Genomic DNA, 26,438 nt, shown 5'->3' with positions numbered 1-26,438 from the left:
ACTTGCCCCTGGCCTGATGGTCAGGGGCTTTTTTCATTCAGTGCCGCACGTTAAAACGCAGCTGCCCTTCCAGCTCTTCTTCCGCTTCATCGAACAGTAATATCAGTGCGCCAAAACGTCTGCGCAGCTTATCGGGCAAATGGATGAACTCAATTTCCAGCGGTAGCGGCAGCAGGCTACCGGTCACCACGTCCCACAGCGTATCCAGATTTGTCACGCTTTCCCGTTCAAGATCAAACACCCGGATAAATTCACGGTAGAAGTCTTCCTGACTGTCGATCTCGTCAAAATCAAAGGTATAGGTTTTCATTGCCAGCCACCCAGTCCAGGCGAGCGGCAGATGCCGCCCTGTCTATTATAATCCCCCAATGTGAAGGGTTTTCACTTCCAGATACTCTTCCAGGCCCAGCACGGAGCCCTCACGACCCAGGCCTGACTCTTTTACGCCGCCAAAGGGCCCCAGCTCCGTGGAGACGGCACACTCGTTAATACCAATCATCCCGCTCTCGATCGCCTGCGAAACGCGGAAAACACGTGAGAGATTCTGGGTATAGAAGTAAGCCGCCAGCCCGTAGGGCGTATTGTTGGCACGCTGGATCACTTCATCTTCCGAGGTGAAACGGAAACACGCCGCAACCGGGCCAAACGTCTCTTCCTCTGCCAGCTTCATGCCTTCATGGCAGTCGCCCAGCACGGTTGGCATCCAGAAATTCCCGCCAAGCGGATGGGGCTTACCCCCTGCCAGTACGGTTGCCCCCCGGGAGACGGCATCGTCGACATGCTCACGCACCTTGTCGACCGCAGCAGATTCAATCAGCGGTCCGACAACGACGCCCTCGTCAAGGCCATTCCCCACCTTGAGCGCCTTCACGGCATCGGCAAGTTTATTCACAAACTTGTCGTAGACGGTTTCCTGAATATAAAAACGGTTCACGCTGACGCAGACCTGCCCGGCATTGCGGAACTTGTTGGCAATCGCCCCCTTCACCGCCGCGTCGATATCTGCATCCTCAAAAACGATATACGGGGCATTTCCCCCCAGCTCCATCGAGACTTTTTTCATGGTTTCGGCAGCATTACGCACCAGCGTTTTGCCGACGGAGGTCGAGCCGGTAAAGGAGATTTTACGCACGTCTCGGCTTGCCATAATCGCATCGCTGATTTCATGGGTATTCCCGGCCACGGCGTTGAGCACGCCGTCGGGTACGCCGGCCTGTTTTGCCAGGGTGAGCAGCGCAAAGGCACTGAGCGGCGTGTTATTGGCCGGTTTGATCACTCCGGTGCACCCCGCAGCCAGCGCCGGGCCTAATTTGCGGGTGAGCATGGCCATTGGGAAGTTCCACGGCGTTATCGCCGCCACCACGCCTATGGGTTCGCGGGTCGCCAGAATGCGCGAGCCGGGTTTGATCGGCGGAATAATTTCACCGTTGGCGCGCTTGGCCTCTTCGGCAAACCACTGGATAAAGCTGGCAGCGTACTCCACCTCACCTTCCGCTTCTTTCAGCGGCTTGCCCTGCTCGGTGGTCATTAACTGCCCGAGCCAGCTTTTATTCTCAATAATCAGTTCGTACCAGCGATAAAGAATCGCCGAGCGCTCTTTCGCGGTTTTGGCACGCCAGGCCGGGAAGGCTTTGGTGGCCGCTGCGATAGCCTCTTCGGTTTGTGCTTTACCCGCTTTCGCGACTTTCGCGATGACTTCCCCGGTAGCGGGGTTAAGCACATCGAAGGTCGTGTCCAGCGTTTTCCAGATCCCGTTGACCAGATAACCGGTCTGAAAAAGGATGTGATCCTGAAGCGCCTGGGTCGTCATGTGTCCTCCCTTCCTGAAATGTAAGAACGTGCTGGAATAAGTATAGCCACAAAAAAACCGACGCTTTTGGCGTCGGTTTTTTTACTTCAGTCAGCTATCCGTGAGGGCATTCTGGTAGCGATGCAGCATCAACACCAGCCGTCCTACCGGCTCGGTCACCTGAGGCGGCGCTTCCCAGGTTTTAAGCTTCTCCTGGTAAATATCAAGCTCTGCAAGCAGCTGCGTAAAGTAGCGACGTCGTTTGTCATCACTGCTGGCGGAAAGCACGTGGTCCGCGGTACGACGCAGCTGGCGGTGCCAGGCCGACAGATCGTCGTTGATCGGCACCGGCGCATTGCGCAGACGCTGGTGTGCAATGATCATGGTCAGCGCCAGGCGGAACTTCGCAATGTCGCCCGGGAACTTGTTCAGCAGTAAAAACAGCTGCTGGTAGAGCGCGGGCAGGTGGTTCTCTTTACGGCGCGCGGTGTTGGTTGTCATCGACGACACGGCGGCCGACACAAACTGGTTCAACAGCACGCGGCCCGTTCTTGCCTGCGAATTATCGCGGACCAGCAGAATCACCATCATCGCCAGGAAACAGCCCACCAGCTGACCTAACGCGCTGTCGAGGAACTGGCTGAAATGGAAGGTCATCGGGTTATCCAGCACGATGATGTTAATCGTACTCGCCAACGCCCCCAGCGATCCCAGACGCCGCTTTTGCACTTCTATACCGATAAAGAACGCCATCACCGCCAGGCTAATACAGAGCAGCAGCATGCTCTGCTGCGTCGACGGGATGATGACCAGAAAATAGAGCGCGCCGATCGGCAGGGCGGCAAGGGTGCCGTACAGGAAATCGATGGCGACCATACGCGGGTTAGGCAGACGCATCGCCAGTGCGGTCACGACGGCAATCATCACCATCGCGCCGCTGCCGGACGTCCAGCCCGTCCACAGCCAGAACAGCGTGCCGAGCATACAGGCAAGCGTCGTACGCCAGAAGTTGACCATCGCGTGATGGCGCTCGGCGGATTCCGGCTTGATCACCACTTCGCCCTGCAGTACCTCTTCTTCCGCCGCGCTGATTTTGGTATTCCCGATCACGCCGCGTTTCAGCAGCAGGTAGCGCGTCGCGGCGCCGACCCAGGTGTAGATCGTTACCGGCGTGTCACGTTCCCCTGTCCAGGCAATAACCCTGCGCATACGCTTAAGCTGCTTGTGCACGTCCTGCACCGTTTCCACTGGCTCAGCGAACAGTTCGCGGAACGTATCGGTGACCACTTCCGGGCGCGTGTTCTGAATCAGGTAGGTTTCACATGCCTGGGTAATCAGCGTTAACGAGACCGTATTAAGGGCTTTCAGACGACGGTTAGCGCGAGCCCAGCGTGACGACTCCATATTGAGATTGCTGCGCATCCCTTCCAGCGCCTGCGTGCGGCGAACCAGCCCGCTCCAGGCTTTATCCACCTCTTCGCTATCGCCGTGCTTAATGCAGAGCTGCATCAGCTGGTACTGGGCGACAATCAGCGCATCAAGCTCACGGTCGACTTCCTGCTTGATGGAGCGCGGGGAGAACAGCAGGTCCGCGACAATTGCACTCACGATACCAATGACAATCTCACTGCATCGCTCCACCGCAAACTGCGGAGCCAGCAGCGGCTCGGACTGGATGGTGATGATAATAATCAGCGCGGTATAGCCCGCCAGACCCCAGGCATAGGAGTTCTCCACTTTCACCAGGGATGAGATCCAGGTGCAGAAGCCCGCCCAGATACAGCACACCATCAGCATCAGCAGCGGCGTGCGGATCATCAGGATAATAATGGTGAGCGCCGCGATACAGCCGATGAACGTCCCGATGATACGCAGCATTCCGCGATAGCGGATCGCGCCTGAATAGGGTTCCCCACCCGCGGCAAAGGCGGGACCCGCCGCGACAATCGCGGCCGTCAGCACTGCCCAGCGCGGGGTTTCAAGCTGGAAGTGGAAGCCAACAAACAGCGCCAACACAATGGCACACGCCAGCTTCACGGCGAAGCGAATGTGCTGGCTGGCGATGGAAAAGATGCCCATAGCGATTAACCAAACTCGCGCAGACGGTGGGCGATTTTACGGAAGAACGAGTCCTGGCTGGCATCCCGATCTTTCTCACCGGTAATCACCACCGTCGCCGTGGTACCCGCAGGCCACAGATTGCCCTGCTGTTCATCCAGGTGGATACGGACCGGCACGCGCTGGGCCAGACGCACCCACTCGAGGTTGGAATCCACCGTTGCCATCCCTTTTGCATCACGCGAACTGCTGGAGTTGGTGACCCCTGCGGCGACGCTGTCGACGGTACCTTTAAAGACGCGGTTGCTGCCCAGCGGCGTGATTTCTGCCCGATAGCCGGGACGTACGCCTTCCAGCTTGGTCTCTTCCATATAGGCGAGTACATAGAAAGAGTTCTGTTTCACCAGCGCCACGGCGGTTGAGCCACGGGTAATGAATTCCCCGGCATAGACGTTAAGGTTGGTCACCCAGCCATCAGACGGCGCGCGGATCACGGTACGCTCCAGATCGAGCTTCGCCAGATCGCGCGTTGCTTCTGCTTTCGCCAGCTGGTGCAGCACGGTTTGCAGCACGTTGTTGGACTGGTCAATCTCTTCACGGGACATTGCCTGAACGCCAAGCTGATTACGGCGGCCCGCCTCACGGCGTTTCTCCGCAGCCAGCGCCTGGTAATAGGCCACGTCCGCTTCCGCCTCTTCCAGCGCTTTCTGGTATCGAGGCTGGTCGATGGTGAAGAGAACCTGATCTTTTTTCACCAGCTGGTTATCGTGAACGTTAACCGCCGTGATAAGACCGGCCACGTCAGGGGCGATGGCCACCACATCGGCGCTGAAGCGTGCATCACGCGTCCACGGTGATTCGGTGTAATAGACCCAGGCGCGGAAAATGGCAATGAAGGCGAGGATAACCAGCGCCATGGTGATGGCAGTGCGGGAGATTTTTCTTGTTAGCGTTTTCACATCAACCTCAGACAAACATGCGCGATATCAGGTAAAACAGGCAGCAATACAGCGCGGTATTGAACAATGCAGGGTGCCAGACGAAATCATAGATCCCGGTAGGGACCAGCACCTTGCGCACCAGCCAGAAGATCGCCAGTGATAAAAGAAGCTCGAAAAATATCGGTGGGAACGACAGACCGAACACCACGATAACGGGAAACAGACTCATGTTGACCTTGATAAGAGAGAGTGCAGACTTCAGAATTTTTTAGCGCACGCCACCGCAGGAGAGCAAGAAACGCCGGGCGAGAATGGCGCAGCCGTTATGTAATTAATAATATATTAACGTAACTGTTATGCTGTTATCTATAATATGTGATCTAAATCACTTTTAAGCCAGAGTGAACAATGGAACGTTTAAAACGCATGTCAGTCTTCGCCAAAGTGGTTGAACTGGGCTCCTTTACCGCCGCTGCACGCCAGCTTCAGATGAGCGTCTCCTCTATCAGCCAGACGGTGTCCAAACTGGAAGATGAGCTTCAGGTCAAGCTGCTCAACCGCAGTACCCGCAGCATTGGTCTGACGGAAGCGGGTAAAATTTACTATCAGGGCTGTCGTCGCATGCTTCTGGAAGTGCGGGATGTTCACGAACAGCTCTACGCCTTCAACAACACCCCCATCGGCACGCTGCGCATCGGGTGTTCTTCAACTATGGCACAAAATGTTCTCGCTGCCATGACGGCGGATATGCTGAAAGAGTACCCCGGGCTTACCGTCAATCTGGTGACGGGTATCCCGGCGCCGGATCTGATTGCCGATGGTCTGGACGTGGTGATCCGCGTTGGTGCGCTGCAGGATTCCAGCCTGTTCTCACGTCGGCTGGGGAGCATGCCGATGGTGGTTTGCGCCTCGAAGAGCTATCTGGCCCAGTACGGTGTGCCGGAGAAACCCGCCGATCTCACCAACCACTCGTGGCTGGAGTACAGCGTGCGGCCCGACAATGAATTTGAGCTGATTGCCCCGGAAGGGATCTCCACCAAACTGCTGCCGGAGGGGCGGTTTGTCACTAACGACCCCATGACCATTTCGCGCTGGCTGGTGGCTGGCGCCGGGATCGCCTACGTGCCGCTGATGTGGGTGATCAACGAGATCAACAGCGGCGTGCTGGAGATCCTCTTCCCACGCTATCAATCCGATCCGCGTCCGGTGTACGCCCTGTATACCGAAAAAGACAAGCTTCCGCTGAAAGTCCAGGTGTGTATTAACTATCTGTCCGAGTATTTTGTGGACGTGGCGGAGCTGTTTCAGGGGATGCGGGGAAGACGAAAGGAATAATCCATTTATTCCAGAACGTATAGGATCGATGAATATTCCCAGGATGAATCCCGTATTCAATCAGGAATATTCCTTCGCCACTATCAGGAATAGAGAATTGACACTGCCGCCATCAGCCCATTAGTTTATATGCAGTCTGCTCGTCAGGCTGTTATTAATTTGTTGCTGATATGAATAATAAAATGTATTTCGCAGGATGACGTTAAACAAGGAAAAGAAATGAATCTATTTGAACAAACACCGCCTTCACGCAGGCGCTATGGACTCGCTGCGTTCATCGGTTTAATTGCAGGGATCGTCTCCGCTTTTGTCAAATGGGGAGCCGAAGTGCCGCTTCCGCCACGCAGTCCCGCCGACTTATTCACCGGCGCATGCGGACCTGAGCAATTAATAAGAGCAGCAGGTCAGATTGACTGCTCCCGCAATTTTTTAAATCCTCCCTATGTATTTTTACGCGACTGGCTTGGCGTTGTCGATCCTAACGCAGCAGTTTATACATTTGCCGGACATATATTTAACTGGGTCGGCGTAACGCATATTATTTTCTCCATCGTCTTCGCTGTTGGCTATTGTGTCGTGGCTGAAGTCTTCCCGAAAATTAAACTCTGGCAGGGTTTGCTGGCAGGTGCGTTAGCTCAGCTCTTTGTGCATATGATCTCCTTCCCGCTGATGGGGCTGACGCCACCGCTGTTTGAGCTGCCGTGGTATGAACACGTTTCAGAGATCGTAGGCCATCTGGTCTGGTTCTGGTCGATCGAAATTATTCGTCGTGACTTGCGTAACCGCATCACACACGAGCCGGATCCGGAGATACCGCTGGGTAACTTACGTTAAAAAAAAGGCGCTACATCAGTAGCGCCATTTTTTTATGCCGATTCAGGTCAGGCCGTGCCGCCCACCGTCAGGTTGTCCACTTTCAGCGTTGGCTGGCCCACGCCAACCGGCAGGCTCTGACCCTCTTTACCGCAAACGCCCACGCCGTTATCCAGCTTCAGATCGTTACCGACCATGGAGATCTGCTGCATGGCTTCAATACCGGAGCCGGTCAGCGTTGCACCTTTCACCGCTTTGGTCACTTTGCCCTTCTCGATCAGGTACGCTTCTGAGGTAGAGAAGACAAACTTACCGGAGGTGATATCCACCTGGCCGCCGCCAAAGTTAGGCGCAAAGATACCGTAATCAACGGATTCGATAATCTCCTGCGGCGTGGATTTGCCCGGCAGCATGTAGGTATTGGTCATGCGCGGCATCGGCAGGTGCGCGTAGGATTCACGACGGCCGTTACCCGTTGGCGCAACGCCCATCAGGCGCGCGTTGAGTTTGTCCTGCATGTAGCCTTTCAGCACGCCGTTTTCGATCAGCACGTTGTACTGGCCGGGCGTACCTTCATCGTCGATAGCCACCGAGCCGCGACGATCGCGCATGGTGCCATCATCCACCACGGTGCACAGTTCAGAGGAGACAAGTTGACCAATCTGACCGCTGAATACCGACGTTCCGCGACGGTTAAAGTCGCCTTCCAGACCATGGCCCACCGCCTCATGCAGCAGCACGCCCGGCCAGCCAGCACCCAGCACCACCGGGAATGAACCCGCCGGCGCCGCGACGGCATTCAGATTCACCAGCGCCATGCGCACGGCTTCTTTTGCCCACGCGTCAGCGCGCGCTTCACCGTCAACGTCGCCCAGGAACCAGTCATAGCCAAAACGACCGCCGCCGCCGCTTGAACCGCGCTCGCGTTTGCCGTCCTCATCGACCTGCACGCTGATAGAGAGACGCACCAGCGGACGGACATCTGCCGCCAGGGTACCGTCCGTTGCCGCCACCAGAATCAGTTCATACACACCGCTCAGGCTGGCTGAAACTTCCTGCACGCGTTTATCTGCCGCGCGCGCCACTTTGTCCACGCGGCGCAGGATATCCAGCTTCTCTTCACGGCTCATGCTCTGCAGCGGATCGATGCTGGTATAGAGCGCAGAGTGCTGCACTTCTCCCAGGGTTTTCACGCGACCATCGCCGGTATCACGCACAATGGTGCGCGCGGCCTGCGCGCTCTGCTCAAGTGCGGCGAGGCTAATCTGATCGGCATACGCAAAACCGGTTTTCTCCCCGCTGACGGCGCGGACGCCAACGCCCTGGTCGATGTTATAAGAGCCATCTTTAATGATGCTGTCTTCTAAAACCCAGGATTCGTGATAGCTCGACTGGAAATAAAGGTCGCCGTAGTCGAGACGGCGTTCGGTCAGTTGGCCAAGAATGGAGAACAGGTCCTGATGGTTCAGGCCGTTCGCTGCGAGCAAATGTTCACTTACCAGGTTCAGACTCATCGTATTGCTACTCGTTCGTTGCCGCCCGTGGCGGTATAAAGATCGTATTTATTGAGAGTGAGGCAATTACCTGCCCACGTCAAATCATTGCTGTGCATCTTTGCGCGGCTGGCGCAGCACCTCGTTGATCTGCGGTTTATCGACCGGACCGGTAATGCGGTAGCGCAGAATGGAGACCTTGCTCCACAGCGGCCCCAGCACTTTGCTGGCGGCAAACACCGCCGCACCGACAATCGGGTTCACCACGAAGGCCGCCGCAACGCCCACGCTCGCGGAAATTTCCGGCGCCACCACGGCTTCCATATCCAGCTCGCGGCGCACGAGGTTGACCGAGCCTTTCATGGCGATATCCGCTTCCAGGCCATCCACCAGCGTATCGTCCGTATGCAGAACGCCGTCCTTGATCCACGCCGTACTGCGGATGGAATCGTAGTAGAACCCTTCGCTGAAGGTATCGCTGAAATCGAAGCGCAGCTTGCGCAGCAGCGCATCAAAACTCAGCAGGCGCAGGATCTGCCCGGCGCGCCCCGTGCTCACGTCGGCGATTTCACCTTTGCCGAAGCGGGTTTTCAGAATGCCGTTCAGCGAGGCCTCATCCGGCTTCCACGGGGCGTCGCGCCAGTGAAGATCGTAATCGACGTCAAATGACGAACCGCGCAGCGGCGTGCTGATGCCAAAGAAATTGGCTGCCGCATCCAGTTTGTTGCCTTTAATGTCGCCCTTGAGGGACGTTCGCTGCTCGCCCGGGTTATTCACCCATTCCCCGCCTGCCGTCATGCGGCCAAAGCCGGTGTCGATCAATCCTCCGGTGAGCGTAAGCGTATTTCCCTGAATGGCAAAATCACCGTCGATACGACCATATTTCTGTCCCCACAGCCAGCACTCCGCGCAGCGCAGCTGGAGATCGGGCCAGCCGCTAAAGTCGACGCGGGAGGTTTGACTCAGCGGCGAGGTATCCGCCGGTTTATCTTTACTCGCGGCGGCCGGGTTGTAGTAGAGATAGCGGATCGCCGCCTGCCACGGAGCGTGATTGCGCATGGTCAGCGTGCCGTTGATCTCCCGGCCCTGGGCCTCCACTTTCGTACCGTTAGCAGCAGGCTGCGAGACAATACTCAGGTTGTTCCACTGCTGCCCGCCCAGCATCAGCGACGGCGTGCGTACGGTAATGGTTTGCGGGAACTGGGCGGTTTCATCAACGTTTTGCCCAACGCCTTTCTGGAACAACGCCAGCCACTCTGCACCGTCCATCGGCGGCAGATTCAGCTCAACGCCCGTCTGCTCTGGCAGCGGCGGCGTGGAGCGGCTATCCGTCGTCCAGATGGCCCTGTCGAGAGTGAGCTTGCGGTTAAGCAGCCAGCGGCTGTTGAAGTGGTTCGTCCCGCCCGCGTTTCCAGTCAGCGCGAAGCTGTTCAGGTTGCCCTCGACGTTCAGCTTCACCGGCAGCGGCTGTCCGGCCTGTTTATCCAGCGGCGCAGGCAGCTGGCTTCGAAGATTCTTCAGATCCCCCGTGATGTCGACCTTGTACTGGGCACCCGCGTGATAAGGCAGGTCGATTGCCACTTTACCCTGCCAGGCGACCGCCCCCTCCACCGACGCCTCAATCGGCTTCGGCAGGACATCCATTCGCGCTGGCTGCCAGTTACCGTCCAGATTGACGGCCACCTGATACGCCTTTTCACCCTCTGTGGTCGTGAAGTCGATATTCACGGGCTGATTAAACCAGCTGGCGGTCAGCGGCTCGCTCTTCAGGTTACCGTTCTCAAAGCTGAACTGCCCGCTGAGATTTTTCAGGGTGCTCTCAAGGGGTTTAATGTACAGACTGTTGTTCTTCAGACGGACGTCGCCTTTCGCGGTGGTCATCTCACCGTCCAGCGGGATATCAAGATGTAAGCGAGCATTCACATCGCCATCAAGCTGCAGCTGCTGAAGCGTCGCCGCCAGCGACTCTTTCAGGGGGGTCTCCTCAAAGTACGGTCCCACCGCCTTGCCGGGACCGTTGATGTCGGCATCAATCAGCAGCTTCTCTTCTGAGTAGTCCGGAATGTTGGCCGTCAGGTTGCTGGCCGTTACGCCGCCCAGCGCCACGCTGTCGGACTTCATCCACAGGCCGTCATTGAGGAAGTTAAGTTCGATATCCAGGTTTTTCAGCGCGGGCCAGCCCGGCTGGAACGCGAAGGTGGCGTCGTGCAGCGGCACCAGCACCTGGAACTGACCTTCATTATGTTTGTACGGGAACAGATGGGGGTTACCGCCGTAGACCAGCGTGGCGTTTTCCGCCTGACCGCCCTGAATTGCGCCGCTCAGATAGTCGACCAGCGCTTTACCCATCAGGTTTTCCGGGAAATAGCGCCAGGCCTGCGAGCCATCATCGGTACTGATTCCGGCCAGAATACCCAGCCACGGCTCGTCCCCCTGCGGTTGCAGATAGCGGAAGTCACCCCGCGCGTGTACCGCTTTGGCTTTGACGTCGATATGCCGGCCATCGAGCTGGAAACCCTTGTCGTTACGGAGCCAGTTAAGCACTGCGTTGCCCTGTTCGATTTCCAGCGGCGCGCGGAAGACCGTCTCGTACGGCATTTTGGCGTCGTGCATATCAACCGTCAGCCTGCCGTTCTCCACGCTGCCTTCCAGCTTGCCGCTAAAGTGCTCCGCACCCGGCAGCAGCTTCCACTGCTTCCAGGCAAGATCTTTCCATGTTGCCTGGAAACGGGTTTTTTCCGTCGCCTGAAGCGGGATATCCAGCGCCAGAGAATCGATCTTTCCGCTCGGCTGCGTAGCCAGCCAGATCTCGCCCAGGTCTGGAGAGAGCTTTGCCGCCATTGAGCGCAGCCCTTCAATGGCGGCCAAATCCAGGTTGCTGGCGCGGATGCGCAGCTCGTCGCTGCGTTTACTGGCCGTGCCGCCAACGTCCTGCTCCGGCATCCAGGCCAGCGTCAGCGCACCGCGCGGCCACGGCTTGCCGTCCATCGCGATCCGCGTATCGGGAATGGCAAACTGCCAGCCCTCTTTCTCCTGCGTCACGTGGGCGGTGAGGTTATCGACGGAAAGCTGATGCTGCTGGTTTTCGCCTTTCCAGCTCGCGCCCCCCTGCTTGAGCCAGATATCACCGCTGGCAAATTCGCCTTTCGTCAGGGTCAGCCAGCCTTCAAGGCTGAATCGGGCCGTTTCCAGCTGCATATTCTGCTGGAGCCAGTCGCCCAGCCACGGTTTGACGTCCACATCGTCGGCCTGCAGCCAGACTTTGCCGTTATTTAGCAGACCGTCATCGTCACGCAGATCCATGCGCACCTGCATCACGCCGTGCTGACCGTTCAGGCTGGAGAGACTCACCTGCCCCTCAGCGCGGTGCCGGTTCCTGCCGTTGAGCCAGGTCAGCTGGGGGATCGCCAGTTCCGCGCGCTGGCCGGAAAGGGTAATAAAGCTCACTTCGCTGTCGCGCAGATCGAAATGATCGAACTGGCGCAGGAAAAGATCGCTAAAACGGTTGGCCTCAAGCCCCTGGCTGCTGTCGCCGCCCGAGATGGGCGTATTGGTCAGAAACTGAAGCTGATAAAAGGTGAGATCGCGAAACTGCCAGCGCAGATGCAGCAGGCTTTGCCAGACGTCCAGCGCCAGGGTCACGCGTTTGATTTTGAGGTGGCCGCCATCTTTCAGGCTGGCGTTGATATCCCGCACATCGAGCGTCGGGCCAAAATTCTGCCAGCTGGCGCTTACCTGGCTGACGTTCACCGGCACGCCGGTGGTGGATTCGATTTTTGCCAGCAGCTGCGGACGCCAGCTGTCCAGATGCGGTAAAACGAGGCGTAGCCCGCTCACGAGCAACGCGACAATCACGACCAGCGTTGCCCCTGTAAGCAATAAAATCCCCGGCAATCGCCTCACGCATCTCTCCTTGTCAGCTTTGGTCACGCAGCGTACTGCGCTTACATCATCACGACGTCAAACTGCTCCTGGTTATAGAGCGGTTCAATTTGTACTTTTACCTGTTTGCCGACAAAGATTTCCACTTCCGCCAGCGCGTGTGACTCTTCGCCTTTCAGCGCTTCAGCCACCGCAGGGGAAGCATAGACCAGAAAACGATCGGAGTCGTAGGCATGATGAACACGGACGATTTCACGCATGATCTCGTAGCAGACGGTCTCAACCGTCTTTACCGTTCCGCGTCCATGGCAGGTCGGGCATTCATTACACAGCACATGCTCCACGCTCTCGCGGGTACGCTTACGCGTCATTTCCACCAGCCCCAGCTGTGAGAAGCCGTTGATGCTGGTTTTCACGCGATCTTTACTCAGGGCCTGCTCAAGCGAGTGCAGCACGCGGCGGCGATGGTCTTCATTACTCATATCGATGAAATCGATGATGATAATGCCGCCCAGATTGCGCAGACGAAGCTGGCGCGCAATGGCCTGCGTGGCCTCGATGTTGGTGTTGAAGATGGTGTCGTCCAGGTTGCGATGGCCGACGAACGCGCCGGTGTTGATATCGACGGTGGTCATCGCTTCGGTCTGATCGATGATCAGATAGCCGCCGGACTTCAGTTCAACCTTACGCTCCAGGGCACGCTGGATCTCGTTTTCGACATCATAGAGATCGAAGATCGGCTGACGCCCGGTGTAGTGCTCCAGCAGGCCTGGCATCTCCGGGATATATTCAGCGGTAAACTCCAGCAGCGCTTCATACGTCAGGCGGGAATCCACGCGAATGCGGTCGAGCTGCGCGTCGGCAAAGTCACGCAGCACGCGCTGCGCCAGCGCCAGCTCACCATAGAGCTGATAGCGGGTCTGGTTGCGTTTTTTACGCTCCATCACTTTTGTCCAGACGCGCTTCAGGTAAGCCGCATCTGACGCCAGGTCTTCCTCGCTGATCCCTTCCGCGGCGGTGCGGATGATAAATCCGCCCTGTTCATCGCAGTAGGCGCTGACGACTTTCTTCAGGCGCTCGCGCTCGCTTTCGCTCTCAATACGCTGCGAAACGCCCACGTGCGACGCGCCGGGCATAAAGACCAGATAGCGGGAAGGTAAGGTGATATCGGTGGTCAGACGGGCGCCTTTGGTACCAAGAGGATCTTTCACCACCTGCACCATTAAGTCCTGCCCCTGACGCACCAGTTCAGAAATGTCGCGCACGGCAAACTGCTTTTGCTCTTCGCCCGCGACGCACTCGGTGTGCGGCATGATGTCGGAGGCATGTAAGAATGCCGCCTTATCCAGTCCAATATCTACAAAAGCCGCCTGCATACCCGGCAGTACACGACTGACACGACCTTTGTAGATATTGCCTACTATTCCGCGCCGCGCTTCACGCTCAATATGAATTTCCTGAAGAATGCCACCGTCAATATAGGCCACACGGGTTTCCGATGGCGTTACGTTTACCAACAATTCAGCCGTCATAATTATCCCTTCCCTCACGCAGTGAGTTAAAATTGCTCAGCAACTCATACGTTTCCACCAGCGGTAAGCCGACTACGGCGTGATAGCTGCCATGAATCTTCCTGACAAAACAGCCACCCAGCCCCTGAATACCGTATGCACCTGCTTTATCCATCGGTTCACCGCTGGCAATATAAGCGGCGATCTCGTCGTCGGTAAGTACTCTGAACGTGACATCCGTCACCACCAGGCAATCCAGCACGTGCTGGCGGTCCGCCAGCGCGACGGCCGTCATCACCTGATGCGTTTGCCCGGACATTTTGCGCAGCATGCGCGCCGCGTGTTCGGCGTCATGCGGTTTCTCCAGCACTTCACCCTTAAGGATAACGATGGTATCAGCTCCCAGCACGGGCAGATCGCGCGGCACGCAGGCCACGCCCGCCTGCGCTTTCTCGCGCGCCAGACGTGACACGTACTGTTGAGCACTTTCGCCCTCAGCACGTATTTCTTCAATGCCGGTCACGATGCGTTCAAAAGAGACCCCAAGCTGCGTCAGGAGTTCCTGACGGCGCGGGGAGCCGGAAGCGAGATACAAAGACGTCATAGAAACCTTTTATTGCACAGCAAACTGCTGGCGAACCTTACGCATCAGCAGGAATAGCCACGGCCAGAGCACACCGTTTACTACACTACTCCAGAACACTTCCGGTCGGAAAGAGACGTTGATCACTAAAAACTCTGCCCAGAAAACAACGATATCCGCAGCAAGCGACAACAGCATCACGACCAGGGCCTGTTGCCAGAGCGCGAGGTTACGGAAGAGCTGGAATTTCAGTGCGACGAGGTACGCAATAATGCTCATGGACAAGGCGCGTACGCCCAGCGTAGAGCCACTAATGAGATCCAGTATGGCACCCATCACAAAACCCGTGCCGACATTTACGCGATGCGGCAGGGCAAGGATCCAGTAGAGCAAAATGAGCAAGACCCAGTTTGGCCGGAAAACGAGAATGTTATCCGGCCAGGGCATAATCTGCAGCAACAGTGCAATGAGGAACGAGAGCCAGATGACCCAGCGTCCCTGGCTACGATAGCTTGCCACTACTGCCCTCCCGAAGAGAGTTTAGGCGGTGGCGGCGCATCCGGCAGCGGCTGCGTTAACCCCGTTGCCGGTGCCGGGACTGGCGCAGGCGGCCCCATAGAGTCCGCAGGCGGGAGAACCTGCGGCATCATCTGCATCAGGCGTTCATTTGCCACTCGATGGACCTCTTCAGGCGTCATCGGGTTAGTACCGTTACGATCGGCGCCCCACAGCAGCAGCAGGTAGCGCAGACGCTGTAAACCGGCGGTTGGACGCGCCTGAATCACGGTATAGGCACGCTGCGTATCCAGCTTCACCGAAGAGACCACCGCAACCGGATAGCCTTCAGGGAAGCGGCCACCCAGACCGGAGGTCACCAGCACGTCGCCCACGCGGATATCCGTGTTGGCCGGCAGGTGTTCCAGCTGCAGATCGTCCGTACAGCCGTTCCCGGCCGCAATCACGCGGATGTCGTTGCGCAGCACCTGGATCGGCAGCGCATGCGTGGCGTCGCAAATCAGCAGCACGCGGCTGGTCAGTTTGGCGACGGCAACAACCTGGCCTACTACGCCTTTATCACTGATGACGGGCTGGCCTTCATACACCCCGTTGACGCTCCCTTTGTCGATCACAACCTGATCGCTGTAAGGGTCGTTCACGGTGGAGATCACCTGGGTAACCATCTTCTGCTCATCCTGGCGCAGCGGCGAGCCGAGCAGCTCACGCAGACGCGCGTTTTCCTGCTTGTATTGCCCCAGCATCAGAAGTTCGCTGTTTTTCAGCAGCAGTTCCTGGCGTAATGCACGGTTTTCAAGTTCGAGCTGGTCTCGTGAAGACAGCGTTTGAGAAACGGAGTCGAGCAGTTCACGGGGACCATTTGATATAAAGTAGAAAGGACTGACGGCGGTATCCATGTACGTTCGGATCTGGCTGAACGTACCGAGGCGGCTATCGGCAATAATGACCCCAAGCGCAACCAGAACCGCCAGAATGAGGCGAAACTGTAGCGATGGGCCACGGCTAAAAATTGGCTTCATAGGCTATGCGTATTCTCGCGTCAGAGAGAAAGGGTAGCAAATTGCTACCCTCTCAAACTCGACTACTCTTCGCTGAACAAATCGCCGCCGTGCATGTCGATCATTTCCAGCGCCTTGCCACCACCACGGGCGACGCAAGTCAGTGGATCTTCTGCAACTACGACAGGAATACCTGTCTCTTCCATTAACAGGCGGTCGAGGTTACGCAGCAGCGCACCACCACCGGTCAGAACCATACCGCGCTCGGAGATATCGGACGCCAGCTCTGGTGGGCACTGTTCCAGCGCGACCATTACCGCACTCACGATACCCGTCAGTGGCTCCTGCAGTGCTTCCAGAATTTCGTTGGAGTTCAGGGTGAAACCGCGTGGAACACCTTCAGCCAGGTTGCGGCCACGTACTTCGATCTCGCGCACTTCATCGCCCGGATATGCAGAGCCGATTTCGTGTTTGATACGCTCTGCGGTGGCTTCACCAATCAGAGAGCCGTAGTTACGGCGCACATAATTAATGATGGCTTCGTCGAAGCGGTCACCACCGATACGTACGGAAGAGGAGTACACCACGCCGTTCAGAGAGATAACGGCCACTTCAGTGGTACCACCACCGATATCCACCACCATGGAACCTGTCGCTTCAGACACAGGCAGACCTGCACCGATTGCCGCCGCCATTGGCTCTTCAATCAGGAACACTTCACGCGCACCTGCGCCCTGAGCAGATTCACGGATTGCGCGACGCTCGACCTGGGTTGCGCCAACCGGCACACACACCAGAACACGCGGGCTTGGACGCATGAAGCTGTTGCTGTGAACCTGCTTGATGAAGTGCTGAAGCATTTTTTCAGTCACGAAGAAGTCAGCGATAACGCCGTCTTTCATTGGGCGAATAGCGGCGATGTTGCCAGGGGTACGACCCAGCATCTGCTTCGCGTCATGACCCACAGCGGCTACGCTTTTCGGCGAGCCTGCACGATCCTGACGAATGGCCACAACGGAAGGCTCATTCAATACGATGCCTTGTCCTTTTACATAAATAAGGGTATTCGCAGTACCCAGGTCAATGGACAGGTCATTGGAAAACATGCCACGAAATTTTTTCAACATACTAAGGGATAATCCTGAAAGCTGGGGCGGAAAACAAAATCCGCTTACTTTACCAACCACACGCAGCAGCGACAAGGCGCAAAAATCATCTGCAACGGTGAAAATTTGTGCAGTACGTTTCCTGATGTTACAAAATCATCCCCTGACTCCCTCAGGGCTGAATAAACAGCAGCATTCCTTACTGACCTTTGTAACCCGTTAAAGGTCGTTCACTGGCTTTTTGCTCGACATACTCAAAGCTACAGGCGCGATATTCTACGTGAAAACAGCGTAAACGGCAGGTCAAACCGAGTATCTTTGCAAATATTTTTTCACATTGGTGTCAAGCGGCTGAGAGGCAGCAAAAAAATCCCCCTGACCACCCATTACACCGCGCTCTGTTAACATTTGCCATTCGCCTCTGGCGCGTACGCCCGCGGCAAACACCTGTGTTCGCGTTCCTTTGCACGCCTCAACCAGGCTCTGTACCAGCAGCTGGTTTTCCGTGCGCTTTTCAATATTCCTTACCAGCCCCGGATGTAGCTTTAATAGCTCCACATCCAGCTCCTTGATCCAGTTGGTGCTGACCAGCGTTAAACCTGCCTGCGTCACCGCGACGCGCGCGCCGAGCGCGTTGATCAAACGAACCACCGGACGTAACCGGCTGATGTGTTGACCTACATCCGCCTCAGCAAGTTCAAAAATAATGCGTTTGCGTTGCGATTTTTCGCATTGCATTAATGTATCACGCAGCCAGCGCTGAAAACGCGGGCGTATTAATGACTCCACGGTGACCTGTAACGCCAGGCTCTCTTCAGGCCAGAATGATAAAAACGGAATCAAGCGGCTAATTTGCTGACGGTCATACTCTTCGGACAGCCCAAATTGCAGCACCATTGGCAGATATTCCGCAGAAATAACCTCTTCCGTACCGTCAAAAATACGACACATCAGTTCACGGTGATGAACGTTGCCGTTTTTCATGACCGCGGGTTTTTGATAAATACGCGGTCCGCCGCGACTTAGCATTTGCTCAATCAACGTACGCCAGCGCACGTTACCGCGCCCTTTTTCCGGCAGCGAATCATCATAGACCGCCCATCCGTTCGCGCCCTGCAGCACGGCGTTGCGGGTGGCCGCTTCCGCATGCTCCATCACCTGTTCTGTCGATTGTCCGCCACGCCAGGCGCAGATCCCCATGTGGACCATATCGTCCCTGTCGAGCATTTTGCTCTGCGGCAGCGCATCAACCGCCTTCAGCAGCTGGCTGGCGATGCTTTCCGACTCCTTCAGCGTCCGATGCGGCAGCAACACGGCAAAGTCGCTGCGGTGGTAGCGGGCCAGCAGCGCGCCCGGGTAGCGCATAATAAAGGTGGAGAGCAGGTTGATCAGCGTAAAGAGATTTTCTTCCGCGGCCCGCTGTCCCCAGGTGTCGCGCAGGAGATCGAAATCAGGCAGGCGAATCATCATCACCACCCCGTGCGTCCCCACTTTTTCCGAATCGTCGAGCAGCGTGGCGAGCTGATTATCAAAGAAAAGGCGGTTGTTGAGGCCGGTTTTGTTATCCTGGGCGGCATAGGAGCGGATCAGCGTATCCATTCGGCTGCGCTGGTCGCTGGCAAACTGGATTTCCGAGAGCAGCGTATCCAGGGCGCTGCTGGCGCGTGAAGGCCACTCGTGGACTGAACCACGGACCTGCGGGCCGCGTTCACCGTTAAGGATCCGCACGGAGCGCATCTCCAGCAGCTCCTGGCCGGAGAGCTGGCGGCGCAGCCAGCGGACCGCGAGAAAGATCAGCAGGACGATAAACGCCACCGCGACGGTGAGCGGCGCAGTGGTCATCATGGAACGAAAATAGCTGGCCATCGGATCGAGATAGACCATGCGTATGGTCATCCCCGGATTTTTAAGGGAATGTACGGTCACTTCCCGATACTGGCTCACCACGCCCGCAGGCCGATAGCTTCCCGGGCGTTCGTGGCTTAACACACGATGCTTTCCCTGCTGAATGTCGATCTGAACAATATCAACAGGTACCATCAACTCATCGAGCTCTCTGGAGAGCGCCGGTAGCGGCGTCGTCAGCAGACGCGTATCAATTACCGACGCGACAGACTGTACCCGGTTAACCAGTTTGTCCTGAATGGCGTTGTAAAAGCTCAGAGAGCAGCCCAGAAGGGTGACAAAAATGGTAAGCCCCGTCAGCAAGGTGATAAAAGCTGAGAACTTCGTCGTTAATCGCATCCTTGAGATTACTCCGTGGGTTGATGGGGTAGCGAGTAAGCGCTAACTTGCATTTCAAATGCGGCATACTACCAAATCGGGTGTATCTGGCAATTTATTGCGTTAAATCGGCACTGCGTTTCCCTGAGCGAGTATAGTCTTCAGAAATTATTTTCCAATCAAACGAGTCGAGAGGACCCCGTATGCAGGCTTTGATCTTAGAACAGCAGGACGGCAAAACGCTTGCCTCAGTGCAGGCGGTAGAAGAGAGTCGTCTGCCGGAAGGCGAAGTAACCGTCGACATCGACTGGTCCAGTTTAAATTATAAAGATGCGCTGGCGATTACCGGGAAGGGTAAAATCATCCGAAATTTCCCTATGGTGCCGGGTATTGATTTCGCTGGCCGGGTACATACCAGCGAGGATCCGCGCTTCCATCCGGGCCAGCAGGTCCTGCTCACCGGCTGGGGCGTAGGTGAAAATCACTGGGGCGGGCTGGCCACGCAGGCGCGCGTGAAGGGCGACTGGCTGGTGCCGATGCCGAAAGGTATGGATGGCCGCAAGGCGATGATCGTCGGCACGGCAGGCTTTACCGCGATGCTGTGCGTGATGGCGCTGGAAGATGCAGGCATCCGCCCTGAATCGGGGGAAGTTGTCGTCACCGGTGCCAGCGGGGGCGTGGGCAGCACGGCAGTGACGCTACTGCACAAGCTGGGCTATCAGGTTGCGGCGGTTTCCGGTCGGGAAAGTACCCACGATTACCTGCGCCAGCTCGGTGCAAACCGCATTCTCAGCCGTGACGAATTCGCCGAAACCCGTCCACTGGAAAAACAGGTCTGGGCGGGCGCGGTGGATACCGTCGGTGATAAAGTGCTGGCAAAAGTCCTGGCGCAGATGAACTACGGCGGCTGCGTGGCCGCCTGCGGGCTGGCGGGCGGATTTGCCCTGCCAACCACCGTGATGCCATTCATTCTGCGTAACGTCCGCCTGCAGGGCGTGGATTCCGTGATGACACCTGCGGCTCGTCGTACTGAGGCATGGGAACGTCTGGTGCGCGATTTACCGGAATCTTTCTACACCCAAAGCGCCACGGAGATTACGCTCAGCCAGGCACCGGACTATGCCAGTAAGATCATGGATAACCAGTTCCACGGTCGCGCGCTGGTGAAAATCGCCTAATCTTCAAATTTTCGTGACATATTCGCGCGAATCACTCACCTCCGTCATGCTTAGGAAAACGCATGACGGAGGATGCCATGAAAAACCGAAAACTGACGGAAGCCGACGTAACGTCCGAGTCTGTCTTTATGTTACAGCGCCGCCAGATCCTGAAAATGCTTGGCATCAGCGCCACCGCGCTCTCGCTCTCGCCTTCGGCTCACGCTGACCTGCTCGACTGGTTTAAAGGCAACGATCGGCCGAAGGCCCCTTCCGGCGCCCCGCTCACCTTTACGAAACCCGCCCAATGGCAGAACAAACTGACGCTTACGCCAGAAGATAAAGTGACGGGCTATAACAACTTCTACGAATTTGGCCTCGACAAGGCCGATCCTGCGGCCAACGCCGGTAGTCTCAAAACCGATCCGTGGACGCTGAAAATCGACGGCGAAGTGGCAAAACCCCTGACGCTGGACCACCACGATCTGACCACCCGTTTCCCGCTCGAAGAGCGTATCTACCGCATGCGCTGCGTGGAAGCCTGGTCGATGGTGGTGCCTTGGATCGGCTTCCCGCTGCATAAATTGCTGGCGATGGTGGAGCCCACCAGCAACGCAAAATATGTCGCTTTCCAGACGCGCTATGCGCCGGACGAGATGCCGGGCCAGAAAGACCGGTTCATTGGCGGCGGGCTGGAGTATCCCTACGTTGAAGGGTTACGCCTTGACGAAGCCATGCACCCTCTTACGCTGCTGACCGTCGGCGTTTACGGCAAGGCGCTTCCGCCGCAGAACGGCGCGCCCATCCGTTTAACCGTGCCGTGGAAATACGGTTTCAAAGGAATTAAGTCTATCGTCAGCATTAAGCTCACCCGCGAGCGTCCGCCAACCACCTGGAATCTGGCGGCTCCGGACGAATACGGTTTCTTCGCCAACGTGAATCCGCACGTGGATCATCCGCGCTGGTCGCAGGCGACCGAGCGTTTTATCGGTTCCGGCGGCGCGCTGGACGTGAAGCGCCAGCCAACGCTGCTATTTAACGGTTATGCGGATGAAGTGGCCTCGCTGTACCGTGGCCTCAATTTACGGGAGAACTTCTGAGTGCGTTTAACGGCAAAACAGATTACCTGGCTGAAAGTGCTGCTGCATTTAGCCGGAATACTCCCCTTTCTCTGGCTGTTCTGGGCCGCCAGCCAGGGGCTTTTTAGCGCCGATCCGGCCAAGGATATCCAGCATTTTACCGGTCGGATGGCTCTGAAATTTTTACTGGCCACCTTGCTCGTCTCGCCGCTGGCGCGCTACGCTAAACAGCCACTATTGATACGCACCCGTCGGCTTTTGGGGCTATGGTGTTTTGCCTGGGCCACGCTGCATCTGACCAGCTATGCCCTGCTGGAACTGGGAATTAACAATCTGACACTGCTTGGCCGCGAACTGGTGACGCGCCCTTATCTGACGCTGGGTATTGTGAGCTGGGTGATTTTACTGGCGTTAGCGCTGACATCCACGCAATATGCGCAGCGAAAGCTGGGCCGTCGCTGGCAGTTGCTGCATAACTTCGTCTATCTTGTCGCGATCCTCGCCCCCATTCATTATCTGTGGTCGGTGAAGATCCTCTCTCCGCAGCCGGTCCTTTACGCGCTGGCGGCCGTGGCGCTTTTAGCATGGCGTTACAAGAAGTTCCGCCAGTGGTTGCGATAGTTCGCGAAACTGTGCGTTTTCCCGCAGATTGCCTCTCAACCGCAAATCTTTTTTGGATTGCGGTTGATAATCTTCCCTGATAAGACCAGTATTTAGCTGCCAAATGCTACGAAATCGTTATAATGTGCGACCTTGGTTCGCCTGACAGTGGTTTTTGGCCTCTGAAAAGGTGACATTTGCGCTTCGACGGTATATTTTGTTTTTTACCCGAAAATCGCAGGAGATAGCGGCATAATGACTGATAAGTTCCAGATCTTAGTTTTGAACGGACCGAACCTGAACATGCTCGGCACCCGTGAGCCGGAGAAGTACGGCACGCTGACATTAAGCGAAATTGTTAACCGTTTGAGCACGGAAGCAGCGTCGCTGAATGTGGATTTGGATCATTTTCAGTCAAACGCGGAGTACGCAATCATCGACCGTATTCATCAGGCTAAAGACAATGTGGACTATATCCTGATCAATCCGGCCGCGTTTACGCACACCAGTGTTGCTATCCGCGACGCACTGCTTGCGGTGAGTATCCCGTTTATCGAGATCCACCTGAGTAACGTGCACGCCCGAGAGCCGTTCCGTCACCACTCGTATCTGTCGGATATCGCTGCTGGCGTTATCTGTGGACTGGGCGCAGACGGCTATTCATACGCTTTACAGACAGCGGTAAAACGCTTGTCACAATCACACTAAACAAGAGTACGGAACCCACTCATGGATATTCGTAAGATTAAAAAACTGATCGAGCTGGTTGAAGAATCAGGCATCTCCGAACTGGAAATTTCTGAAGGCGAAGAGTCTGTACGCATCAGCCGTGCAGCCCCAGCCGCTAGCTTCCCGGTAATGCAGCAAGCTTACGCTGCGCCAGTGCAGCAGCCTGCGCTCTCCGCAGCCGTTGCACCAGCAGCAGCTGAAGCCGCACCTGCCGCTGCAGCAGAAATCAGTGGTCACATCGTACGTTCCCCAATGGTTGGTACTTTCTACCGCACCCCGAGCCCGGACGCGAAGGCGTTCATCGAAGTGGGTCAGAAAGTCAACGTAGGCGATACCCTGTGCATCGTTGAAGCGATGAAAATGATGAACCAGATCGAAGCAGACAAATCAGGTACTGTGAAAGCGATTCTGGTCGAAAGTGGTCAGCCGGTTGAATTTGACGAGCCGCTGGTCGTCATCGAGTAACGAGGCGTACATGCTGGATAAAATTGTTATCGCCAACCGCGGCGAGATCGCACTGCGTATTCTTCGTGCCTGTAAAGAACTGGGCATCAAGACTGTCGCTGTGCACTCAAGCGCGGATCGCGATTTAAAACACGTATTGCTGGCGGATGAGACGGTCTGTATTGGCCCGGCTCCGTCCGTAAAAAGCTATCTGAACATCCCGGCTATCATCAGCGCCGCTGAAATCACCGGCGCGGTGGCAATTCATCCGGGTTACGGCTTCCTCTCTGAGAACGCCAACTTTGCTGAGCAGGTTGAACGCTCTGGCTTTATCTTCATCGGCCCGAAAGCCGACACCATCCGCCTGATGGGCGACAAAGTGTCTGCGATCACCGCGATGAAAAAAGCCGGTGTACCAACCGTACCAGGCTCTGACGGCCCTCTGACCGACGACATGGATGCTAACCGTGCTCATGCTAAACGCATTGGCTACCCGGTTATCATCAAGGCGTCCGGCGGCGGCGGCGGTCGCGGTATGCGCGTTGTGCGCAGCGATGCTGAACTGGCGCAGTCCATCTCCATGACCAAAGCAGAAGCGAAAGCCGCTTTCAGCAATGACATGGTGTACATGGAAAAATACCTGGAAAACCCACGCCACATCGAAATTCAGGTGCTGGCTGACGGTCAGGGTAACGCGATCTATCTGGCTGAACGTGACTGCTCCATGCAGCGTCGTCACCAGAAAGTGGTCGAAGAAGCGCCAGCGCCGGGCATTACTCCGGAACTGCGTCGCTACATCGGCGAGCGTTGCGCTAAAGCGTGTGTCGATATCGGCTATCGTGGAGCGGGTACCTTTGAGTTCCTGTTCGAAAACGGCGAGTTCTACTTCATTGAGATGAACACCCGTATTCAGGTTGAACACCCGGTTACCGAAATGATCACCGGCGTTGACCTGATTAAAGAGCAGCTGCGTATCGCAGCCGGTCAGCCGCTGTCCATCAAGCAGGAAGAAGTTGTGGTGAAAGGCCATGCGGTAGAATGCCGTATCAACGCCGAAGACCCGAACACCTTCCTGCCAAGCCCGGGTAAAATCACGCGTTTCCACGCGCCGGGTGGCTTTGGCGTGCGCTGGGAGTCTCATATCTACGCCGGTTACACCGTACCGCCGTACTATGACTCAATGATCGGCAAGCTCATCTGCTACGGCGAAAACCGTGACGTGGCGATTGCCCGCATGAAGAACGCCCTGCAGGAACTGATCATCGACGGAATCAAAACCAACGTTGATCTGCAGATGCGCATCATGAGCGACGAGCACTTCCAGAATGGTGGAACCAACATCCACTATCTGGAGAAAAAACTCGGTCTGAACGAGAAGTAAGAGACCTGTGTTGTGAAAAGGCCGGATTATCCGGCCTTTTTTATTTCTGGGGCCTGGAAAGCCTCATCATGTACAATCCCCGCTTTCTTCATCCACAAGGGACAAAAAATGGACAAACGTTTTGTTCAGGCCCATAAAGAAGCGCGCTGGGCGCTGTGGCTGACCCTTCTCTATCTTGCTGCATGGTTAGTAACCGCTTACTTACCAGACTCTGCTATTGGCATCACCGGCCTGCCGCACTGGTTCGAATTGGCCTGCCTGCTGGTTCCGCTGGTGTTTATCCTGCTGTGCTGGGCAATGGTGAAATTTATCTACCGGGATATTTCGCTGGAGGACGATGATGCAGCTTGAAGTCATTCTGCCGCTTGTCGCTTACCTGCTGGTCGTATTTGGATTGTCCATTTACGCCATGCGCAAAAGAACGACCGGTGCCTTTCTGAACGAGTATTTCCTCGGCAGCCGTTCGATGGGCGGCGTTGTGCTGGCAATGACGCTGACCGCGACCTATATCAGCGCCAGCTCGTTTATTGGCGGCCCCGGTGCGGCCTACAAATACGGGTTAGGCTGGGTTTTGCTGGCGATGATCCAGCTGCCTGCCGTCTGGCTCTCGTTGGGCATACTGGGTAAAAAATTTGCCATTCTGGCGCGCCGTTACAATGCCGTGACGCTCAACGATATGCTCTTTGCCCGTTACCAGAGCCGCTTGCTGGTGTGGCTGGCGAGCTTGAGCCTGCTGGTGGCGTTTATCGGTGCGATGACCGTACAGTTTATCGGCGGTGCGCGTCTGCTGGAAACGGCGGCCGGCATCCCTTACGAGACAGGCCTCATCATCTTCGGGGTAAGCATCGCGCTCTATACTGCGTTTGGCGGATTCCGCGCCAGCGTGCTGAACGATACGCTGCAGGGAATGGTGATGCTCATCGGTACGATCGTTCTGCTGGTGGGGATTGTCCATGCGGCGGGTGGACTCACTCACGCGGTGGAAACCCTGGAAGCGATTGACCCGAAACTGGTCTCGCCGCAGGGCGCAGATGATATCCTCTCTCCGACCTTTATGACCTCATTCTGGGTGTTAGTCTGCTTCGGAGTAATTGGTCTGCCGCATACCGCCGTGCGCTGTATCTCCTATAAAGACAGCAAAGCCGTTCACAAGGGCATCATCATCGGGACGATTGTGGTCGCTGTCCTGATGTTTGGTATGCATCTGGCGGGGGCATTAGGGCGCGCGGTAATCCCCGATCTTACCGTGCCGGATCTGGTTATCCCGACGCTGATGGTCAAAGTACTGCCCCCCTTTGCCGCCGGGATTTTCCTCGCCGCGCCAATGGCCGCCATTATGTCGACCATCAACGCTCAGTTACTGCAAAGTTCCGCTACGATCATTAAAGATCTCTATCTAAACCTGCGCCCTGAGCAGGTTGAAAATGAACGTCGCCTGAAGCATATGTCAGCGGTGATTACGCTGGTGCTAGGCGCGTTGCTGCTGTTAGCCGCATGGCGCCCGCCGGAGATGATCATCTGGCTGAACCTGCTGGCATTTGGTGGGCTTGAGGCGGTATTCCTGTGGCCGCTGGTGTTAGGGCTCTACTGGGAACGCGCAAATGCTGCCGGTGCGCTGAGCGCGATGATTGTTGGCGGCGTGCTGTACGCCGTTCTCGCAACGTTTAAGATTCAGTACCTGGGCTTCCATCCGATTGTGCCTTCGTTACTGCTAAGTTTACTGGCGTTTGTGGTGGGGAACCGTTTCGGTCAGCCCGTCCCACAGCCCGCTATGATTTCTACTGATAAATAAAGAGTTTT

General features: G+C 56.4%; 24 protein-coding genes. 11 read left to right on the top strand and 13 right to left on the bottom strand.

Annotated features, from left to right (window positions below):
- Window positions 1–37 precede the first annotated feature (37 nt).
- From ACOTXF_RS19110 to aaeX, 5 genes are all read right to left on the bottom strand, one after another.
- A complete protein-coding gene (locus ACOTXF_RS19110) occupies window positions 38–310 on the bottom strand; it encodes a barstar family protein (RefSeq protein WP_047746915.1) in 273 nt (90 codons plus the stop codon).
- 45 nt (window positions 311–355) lie between these two features.
- Entirely contained in the window at window positions 356–1,810 is a 1,455-nt protein-coding gene (locus ACOTXF_RS19105; RefSeq protein WP_008502840.1) for an NAD-dependent succinate-semialdehyde dehydrogenase, read from the bottom strand.
- Between the two features lie 90 nt (window positions 1,811–1,900).
- Entirely contained in the window at window positions 1,901–3,868 is a 1,968-nt protein-coding gene (gene aaeB, locus ACOTXF_RS19100) for a p-hydroxybenzoic acid efflux pump subunit AaeB (RefSeq protein ID WP_008502841.1), read from the bottom strand.
- A 5-nt stretch (window positions 3,869–3,873) separates the two neighbouring features.
- Window positions 3,874–4,806 (bottom strand): p-hydroxybenzoic acid efflux pump subunit AaeA, encoded by a 933-nt coding sequence (aaeA, locus tag ACOTXF_RS19095; protein ID WP_021242282.1) that lies wholly within the window; start codon window positions 4,804–4,806, stop codon window positions 3,874–3,876.
- A gap of 7 nt (window positions 4,807–4,813) precedes the next feature.
- On the bottom strand, window positions 4,814–5,017 hold the full coding sequence (gene aaeX, locus ACOTXF_RS19090) for a p-hydroxybenzoic acid efflux pump operon protein AaeX (protein WP_003860416.1): 204 nt from the start codon (window positions 5,015–5,017) through the stop codon (window positions 4,814–4,816).
- Window positions 5,018–5,196: 179 nt separating this feature from the next.
- Here aaeX and aaeR point away from each other — a divergent pair, with 179 nt between their 5' ends.
- Both aaeR and ACOTXF_RS19080 read left to right on the top strand, forming a co-directional pair.
- Window positions 5,197–6,123 (top strand): HTH-type transcriptional activator AaeR, encoded by a 927-nt coding sequence (gene aaeR, locus ACOTXF_RS19085; protein ID WP_047746916.1) that lies wholly within the window; start codon window positions 5,197–5,199, stop codon window positions 6,121–6,123.
- Window positions 6,124–6,342: 219 nt separating this feature from the next.
- Window positions 6,343–6,957: a YagU family protein gene (locus tag ACOTXF_RS19080; protein ID WP_008502844.1), complete on the top strand. Its 615-nt coding sequence runs from the start codon at window positions 6,343–6,345 to the stop codon at window positions 6,955–6,957.
- Between the two features lie 47 nt (window positions 6,958–7,004).
- Here ACOTXF_RS19080 and tldD read toward each other — a convergent pair whose 3' ends face one another.
- From tldD to mreB, 7 genes are all read right to left on the bottom strand, one after another.
- A complete protein-coding gene (gene tldD / locus ACOTXF_RS19075) occupies window positions 7,005–8,450 on the bottom strand; it encodes a metalloprotease TldD (RefSeq protein WP_047746917.1) in 1,446 nt (481 codons plus the stop codon).
- A gap of 84 nt (window positions 8,451–8,534) precedes the next feature.
- Entirely contained in the window at window positions 8,535–12,332 is a 3,798-nt protein-coding gene (yhdP, locus tag ACOTXF_RS19070) for an AsmA2 domain-containing protein YhdP (RefSeq protein WP_047746918.1), read from the bottom strand.
- Between the two features lie 41 nt (window positions 12,333–12,373).
- Entirely contained in the window at window positions 12,374–13,843 is a 1,470-nt protein-coding gene (gene rng / locus ACOTXF_RS19065) for a ribonuclease G (RefSeq protein ID WP_008502847.1), read from the bottom strand.
- Window positions 13,833–14,426, bottom strand: a complete 594-nt coding sequence (locus tag ACOTXF_RS19060) for a Maf family protein (RefSeq protein WP_045417913.1) — start codon at window positions 14,424–14,426, stop codon at window positions 13,833–13,835. The genes rng and ACOTXF_RS19060 overlap by 11 nt, the downstream gene beginning before the upstream one ends.
- A gap of 9 nt (window positions 14,427–14,435) precedes the next feature.
- Window positions 14,436–14,924: a rod shape-determining protein MreD gene (mreD, locus tag ACOTXF_RS19055; protein WP_008502849.1), complete on the bottom strand. Its 489-nt coding sequence runs from the start codon at window positions 14,922–14,924 to the stop codon at window positions 14,436–14,438.
- Window positions 14,924–15,940, bottom strand: coding sequence for a rod shape-determining protein MreC (mreC, locus tag ACOTXF_RS19050; protein ID WP_008502850.1), 1,017 nt, complete (start codon window positions 15,938–15,940; stop codon window positions 14,924–14,926). The genes mreD and mreC overlap by 1 nt, the downstream gene beginning before the upstream one ends.
- Window positions 15,941–16,002: 62 nt before the next feature.
- On the bottom strand, window positions 16,003–17,046 hold the full coding sequence (gene mreB, locus ACOTXF_RS19045) for a rod shape-determining protein MreB (protein WP_000913396.1): 1,044 nt from the start codon (window positions 17,044–17,046) through the stop codon (window positions 16,003–16,005).
- On the opposite strand from mreB, the gene ACOTXF_RS19040 reads away from it, so the two are divergent.
- Window positions 17,015–17,248: a hypothetical protein gene (locus ACOTXF_RS19040; protein WP_162269491.1), complete on the top strand. Its 234-nt coding sequence runs from the start codon at window positions 17,015–17,017 to the stop codon at window positions 17,246–17,248. The two genes, mreB and ACOTXF_RS19040, sit on opposite strands and share 32 nt — an antisense overlap.
- Window positions 17,249–17,328: 80 nt before the next feature.
- On the opposite strand, the gene csrD is transcribed toward ACOTXF_RS19040, so the two are convergent.
- A complete protein-coding gene (csrD, locus tag ACOTXF_RS19035) occupies window positions 17,329–19,269 on the bottom strand; it encodes an RNase E specificity factor CsrD (protein ID WP_025912568.1) in 1,941 nt (646 codons plus the stop codon).
- A gap of 182 nt (window positions 19,270–19,451) precedes the next feature.
- Here csrD and ACOTXF_RS19030 point away from each other — a divergent pair, with 182 nt between their 5' ends.
- From ACOTXF_RS19030 to panF, 8 genes are all read left to right on the top strand, one after another.
- Window positions 19,452–20,426 (top strand): MDR family oxidoreductase, encoded by a 975-nt coding sequence (locus ACOTXF_RS19030; RefSeq protein WP_023294684.1) that lies wholly within the window; start codon window positions 19,452–19,454, stop codon window positions 20,424–20,426.
- A gap of 77 nt (window positions 20,427–20,503) precedes the next feature.
- Window positions 20,504–21,505, top strand: a complete 1,002-nt coding sequence (msrP, locus tag ACOTXF_RS19025; protein WP_008502853.1) for a protein-methionine-sulfoxide reductase catalytic subunit MsrP — start codon at window positions 20,504–20,506, stop codon at window positions 21,503–21,505.
- Window positions 21,506–22,105 carry a protein-methionine-sulfoxide reductase heme-binding subunit MsrQ gene (gene msrQ / locus ACOTXF_RS19020; RefSeq protein WP_008502854.1) on the top strand — a complete coding sequence of 200 codons (600 nt, stop codon included), beginning with the start codon at window positions 21,506–21,508 and terminating at the stop codon, window positions 22,103–22,105.
- Window positions 22,106–22,339: 234 nt separating this feature from the next.
- Complete coding sequence (aroQ, locus tag ACOTXF_RS19015; RefSeq protein WP_008502855.1) at window positions 22,340–22,792, top strand: type II 3-dehydroquinate dehydratase; 453 nt, start codon at window positions 22,340–22,342, stop codon at window positions 22,790–22,792.
- Between the two features lie 21 nt (window positions 22,793–22,813).
- Entirely contained in the window at window positions 22,814–23,278 is a 465-nt protein-coding gene (gene accB, locus ACOTXF_RS19010) for an acetyl-CoA carboxylase biotin carboxyl carrier protein (protein WP_008502856.1), read from the top strand.
- A gap of 10 nt (window positions 23,279–23,288) precedes the next feature.
- Window positions 23,289–24,638: an acetyl-CoA carboxylase biotin carboxylase subunit gene (gene accC, locus ACOTXF_RS19005; protein ID WP_003860388.1), complete on the top strand. Its 1,350-nt coding sequence runs from the start codon at window positions 23,289–23,291 to the stop codon at window positions 24,636–24,638.
- Window positions 24,639–24,746: 108 nt separating this feature from the next.
- Window positions 24,747–24,989: a YhdT family protein gene (locus ACOTXF_RS19000; protein ID WP_045417922.1), complete on the top strand. Its 243-nt coding sequence runs from the start codon at window positions 24,747–24,749 to the stop codon at window positions 24,987–24,989.
- Entirely contained in the window at window positions 24,979–26,430 is a 1,452-nt protein-coding gene (gene panF, locus ACOTXF_RS18995; protein ID WP_008502858.1) for a sodium/pantothenate symporter, read from the top strand. Before ACOTXF_RS19000 ends, panF begins: the two co-directional genes overlap by 11 nt.
- The last annotated feature ends 8 nt before the right edge of the window (window positions 26,431–26,438 follow it).

This window comes from Enterobacter cloacae complex sp. IR53041 (genome assembly GCF_049238285.1).
Taxonomy (GTDB): domain Bacteria; phylum Pseudomonadota; class Gammaproteobacteria; order Enterobacterales; family Enterobacteriaceae; genus Enterobacter; species Enterobacter roggenkampii.
The sequence above is the reverse complement of the archived record's forward strand: the minus strand, read 5'-3'. Positions and strand labels throughout refer to the sequence as shown.

Excerpts from the sequence above, each read along its gene's own strand:
- ACOTXF_RS19110 (WP_047746915.1), bottom strand. The coding sequence starts at position 310 with ATGAAAACCTATACCTTTGATTTTGACGAGATCGACAGTCAGGAAGAC.
- ACOTXF_RS19105 (WP_008502840.1), bottom strand. The coding sequence starts at position 1,810 with ATGACGACCCAGGCGCTTCAGGATCACATCCTTTTTCAGACCGGTTAT.
- aaeB (WP_008502841.1), bottom strand. The coding sequence starts at position 3,868 with ATGGGCATCTTTTCCATCGCCAGCCAGCACATTCGCTTCGCCGTGAAG.
- aaeX (WP_003860416.1), bottom strand. The coding sequence starts at position 5,017 with ATGAGTCTGTTTCCCGTTATCGTGGTGTTCGGTCTGTCGTTCCCACCG.
- aaeR (WP_047746916.1), top strand. The coding sequence starts at position 5,197 with ATGGAACGTTTAAAACGCATGTCAGTCTTCGCCAAAGTGGTTGAACTG.
- ACOTXF_RS19080 (WP_008502844.1), top strand. The coding sequence starts at position 6,343 with ATGAATCTATTTGAACAAACACCGCCTTCACGCAGGCGCTATGGACTC.
- tldD (WP_047746917.1), bottom strand. The coding sequence starts at position 8,450 with ATGAGTCTGAACCTGGTAAGTGAACATTTGCTCGCAGCGAACGGCCTG.
- rng (WP_008502847.1), bottom strand. The coding sequence starts at position 13,843 with ATGACGGCTGAATTGTTGGTAAACGTAACGCCATCGGAAACCCGTGTG.
- ACOTXF_RS19060 (WP_045417913.1), bottom strand. The coding sequence starts at position 14,426 with ATGACGTCTTTGTATCTCGCTTCCGGCTCCCCGCGCCGTCAGGAACTC.
- mreC (WP_008502850.1), bottom strand. The coding sequence starts at position 15,940 with ATGAAGCCAATTTTTAGCCGTGGCCCATCGCTACAGTTTCGCCTCATT.
- mreB (WP_000913396.1), bottom strand. The coding sequence starts at position 17,046 with ATGTTGAAAAAATTTCGTGGCATGTTTTCCAATGACCTGTCCATTGAC.
- csrD (WP_025912568.1), bottom strand. The coding sequence starts at position 19,269 with ATGCGATTAACGACGAAGTTCTCAGCTTTTATCACCTTGCTGACGGGG.
- ACOTXF_RS19030 (WP_023294684.1), top strand. The coding sequence starts at position 19,452 with ATGCAGGCTTTGATCTTAGAACAGCAGGACGGCAAAACGCTTGCCTCA.
- msrP (WP_008502853.1), top strand. The coding sequence starts at position 20,504 with ATGAAAAACCGAAAACTGACGGAAGCCGACGTAACGTCCGAGTCTGTC.
- aroQ (WP_008502855.1), top strand. The coding sequence starts at position 22,340 with ATGACTGATAAGTTCCAGATCTTAGTTTTGAACGGACCGAACCTGAAC.
- accB (WP_008502856.1), top strand. The coding sequence starts at position 22,814 with ATGGATATTCGTAAGATTAAAAAACTGATCGAGCTGGTTGAAGAATCA.
- accC (WP_003860388.1), top strand. The coding sequence starts at position 23,289 with ATGCTGGATAAAATTGTTATCGCCAACCGCGGCGAGATCGCACTGCGT.
- ACOTXF_RS19000 (WP_045417922.1), top strand. The coding sequence starts at position 24,747 with ATGGACAAACGTTTTGTTCAGGCCCATAAAGAAGCGCGCTGGGCGCTG.
- panF (WP_008502858.1), top strand. The coding sequence starts at position 24,979 with ATGCAGCTTGAAGTCATTCTGCCGCTTGTCGCTTACCTGCTGGTCGTA.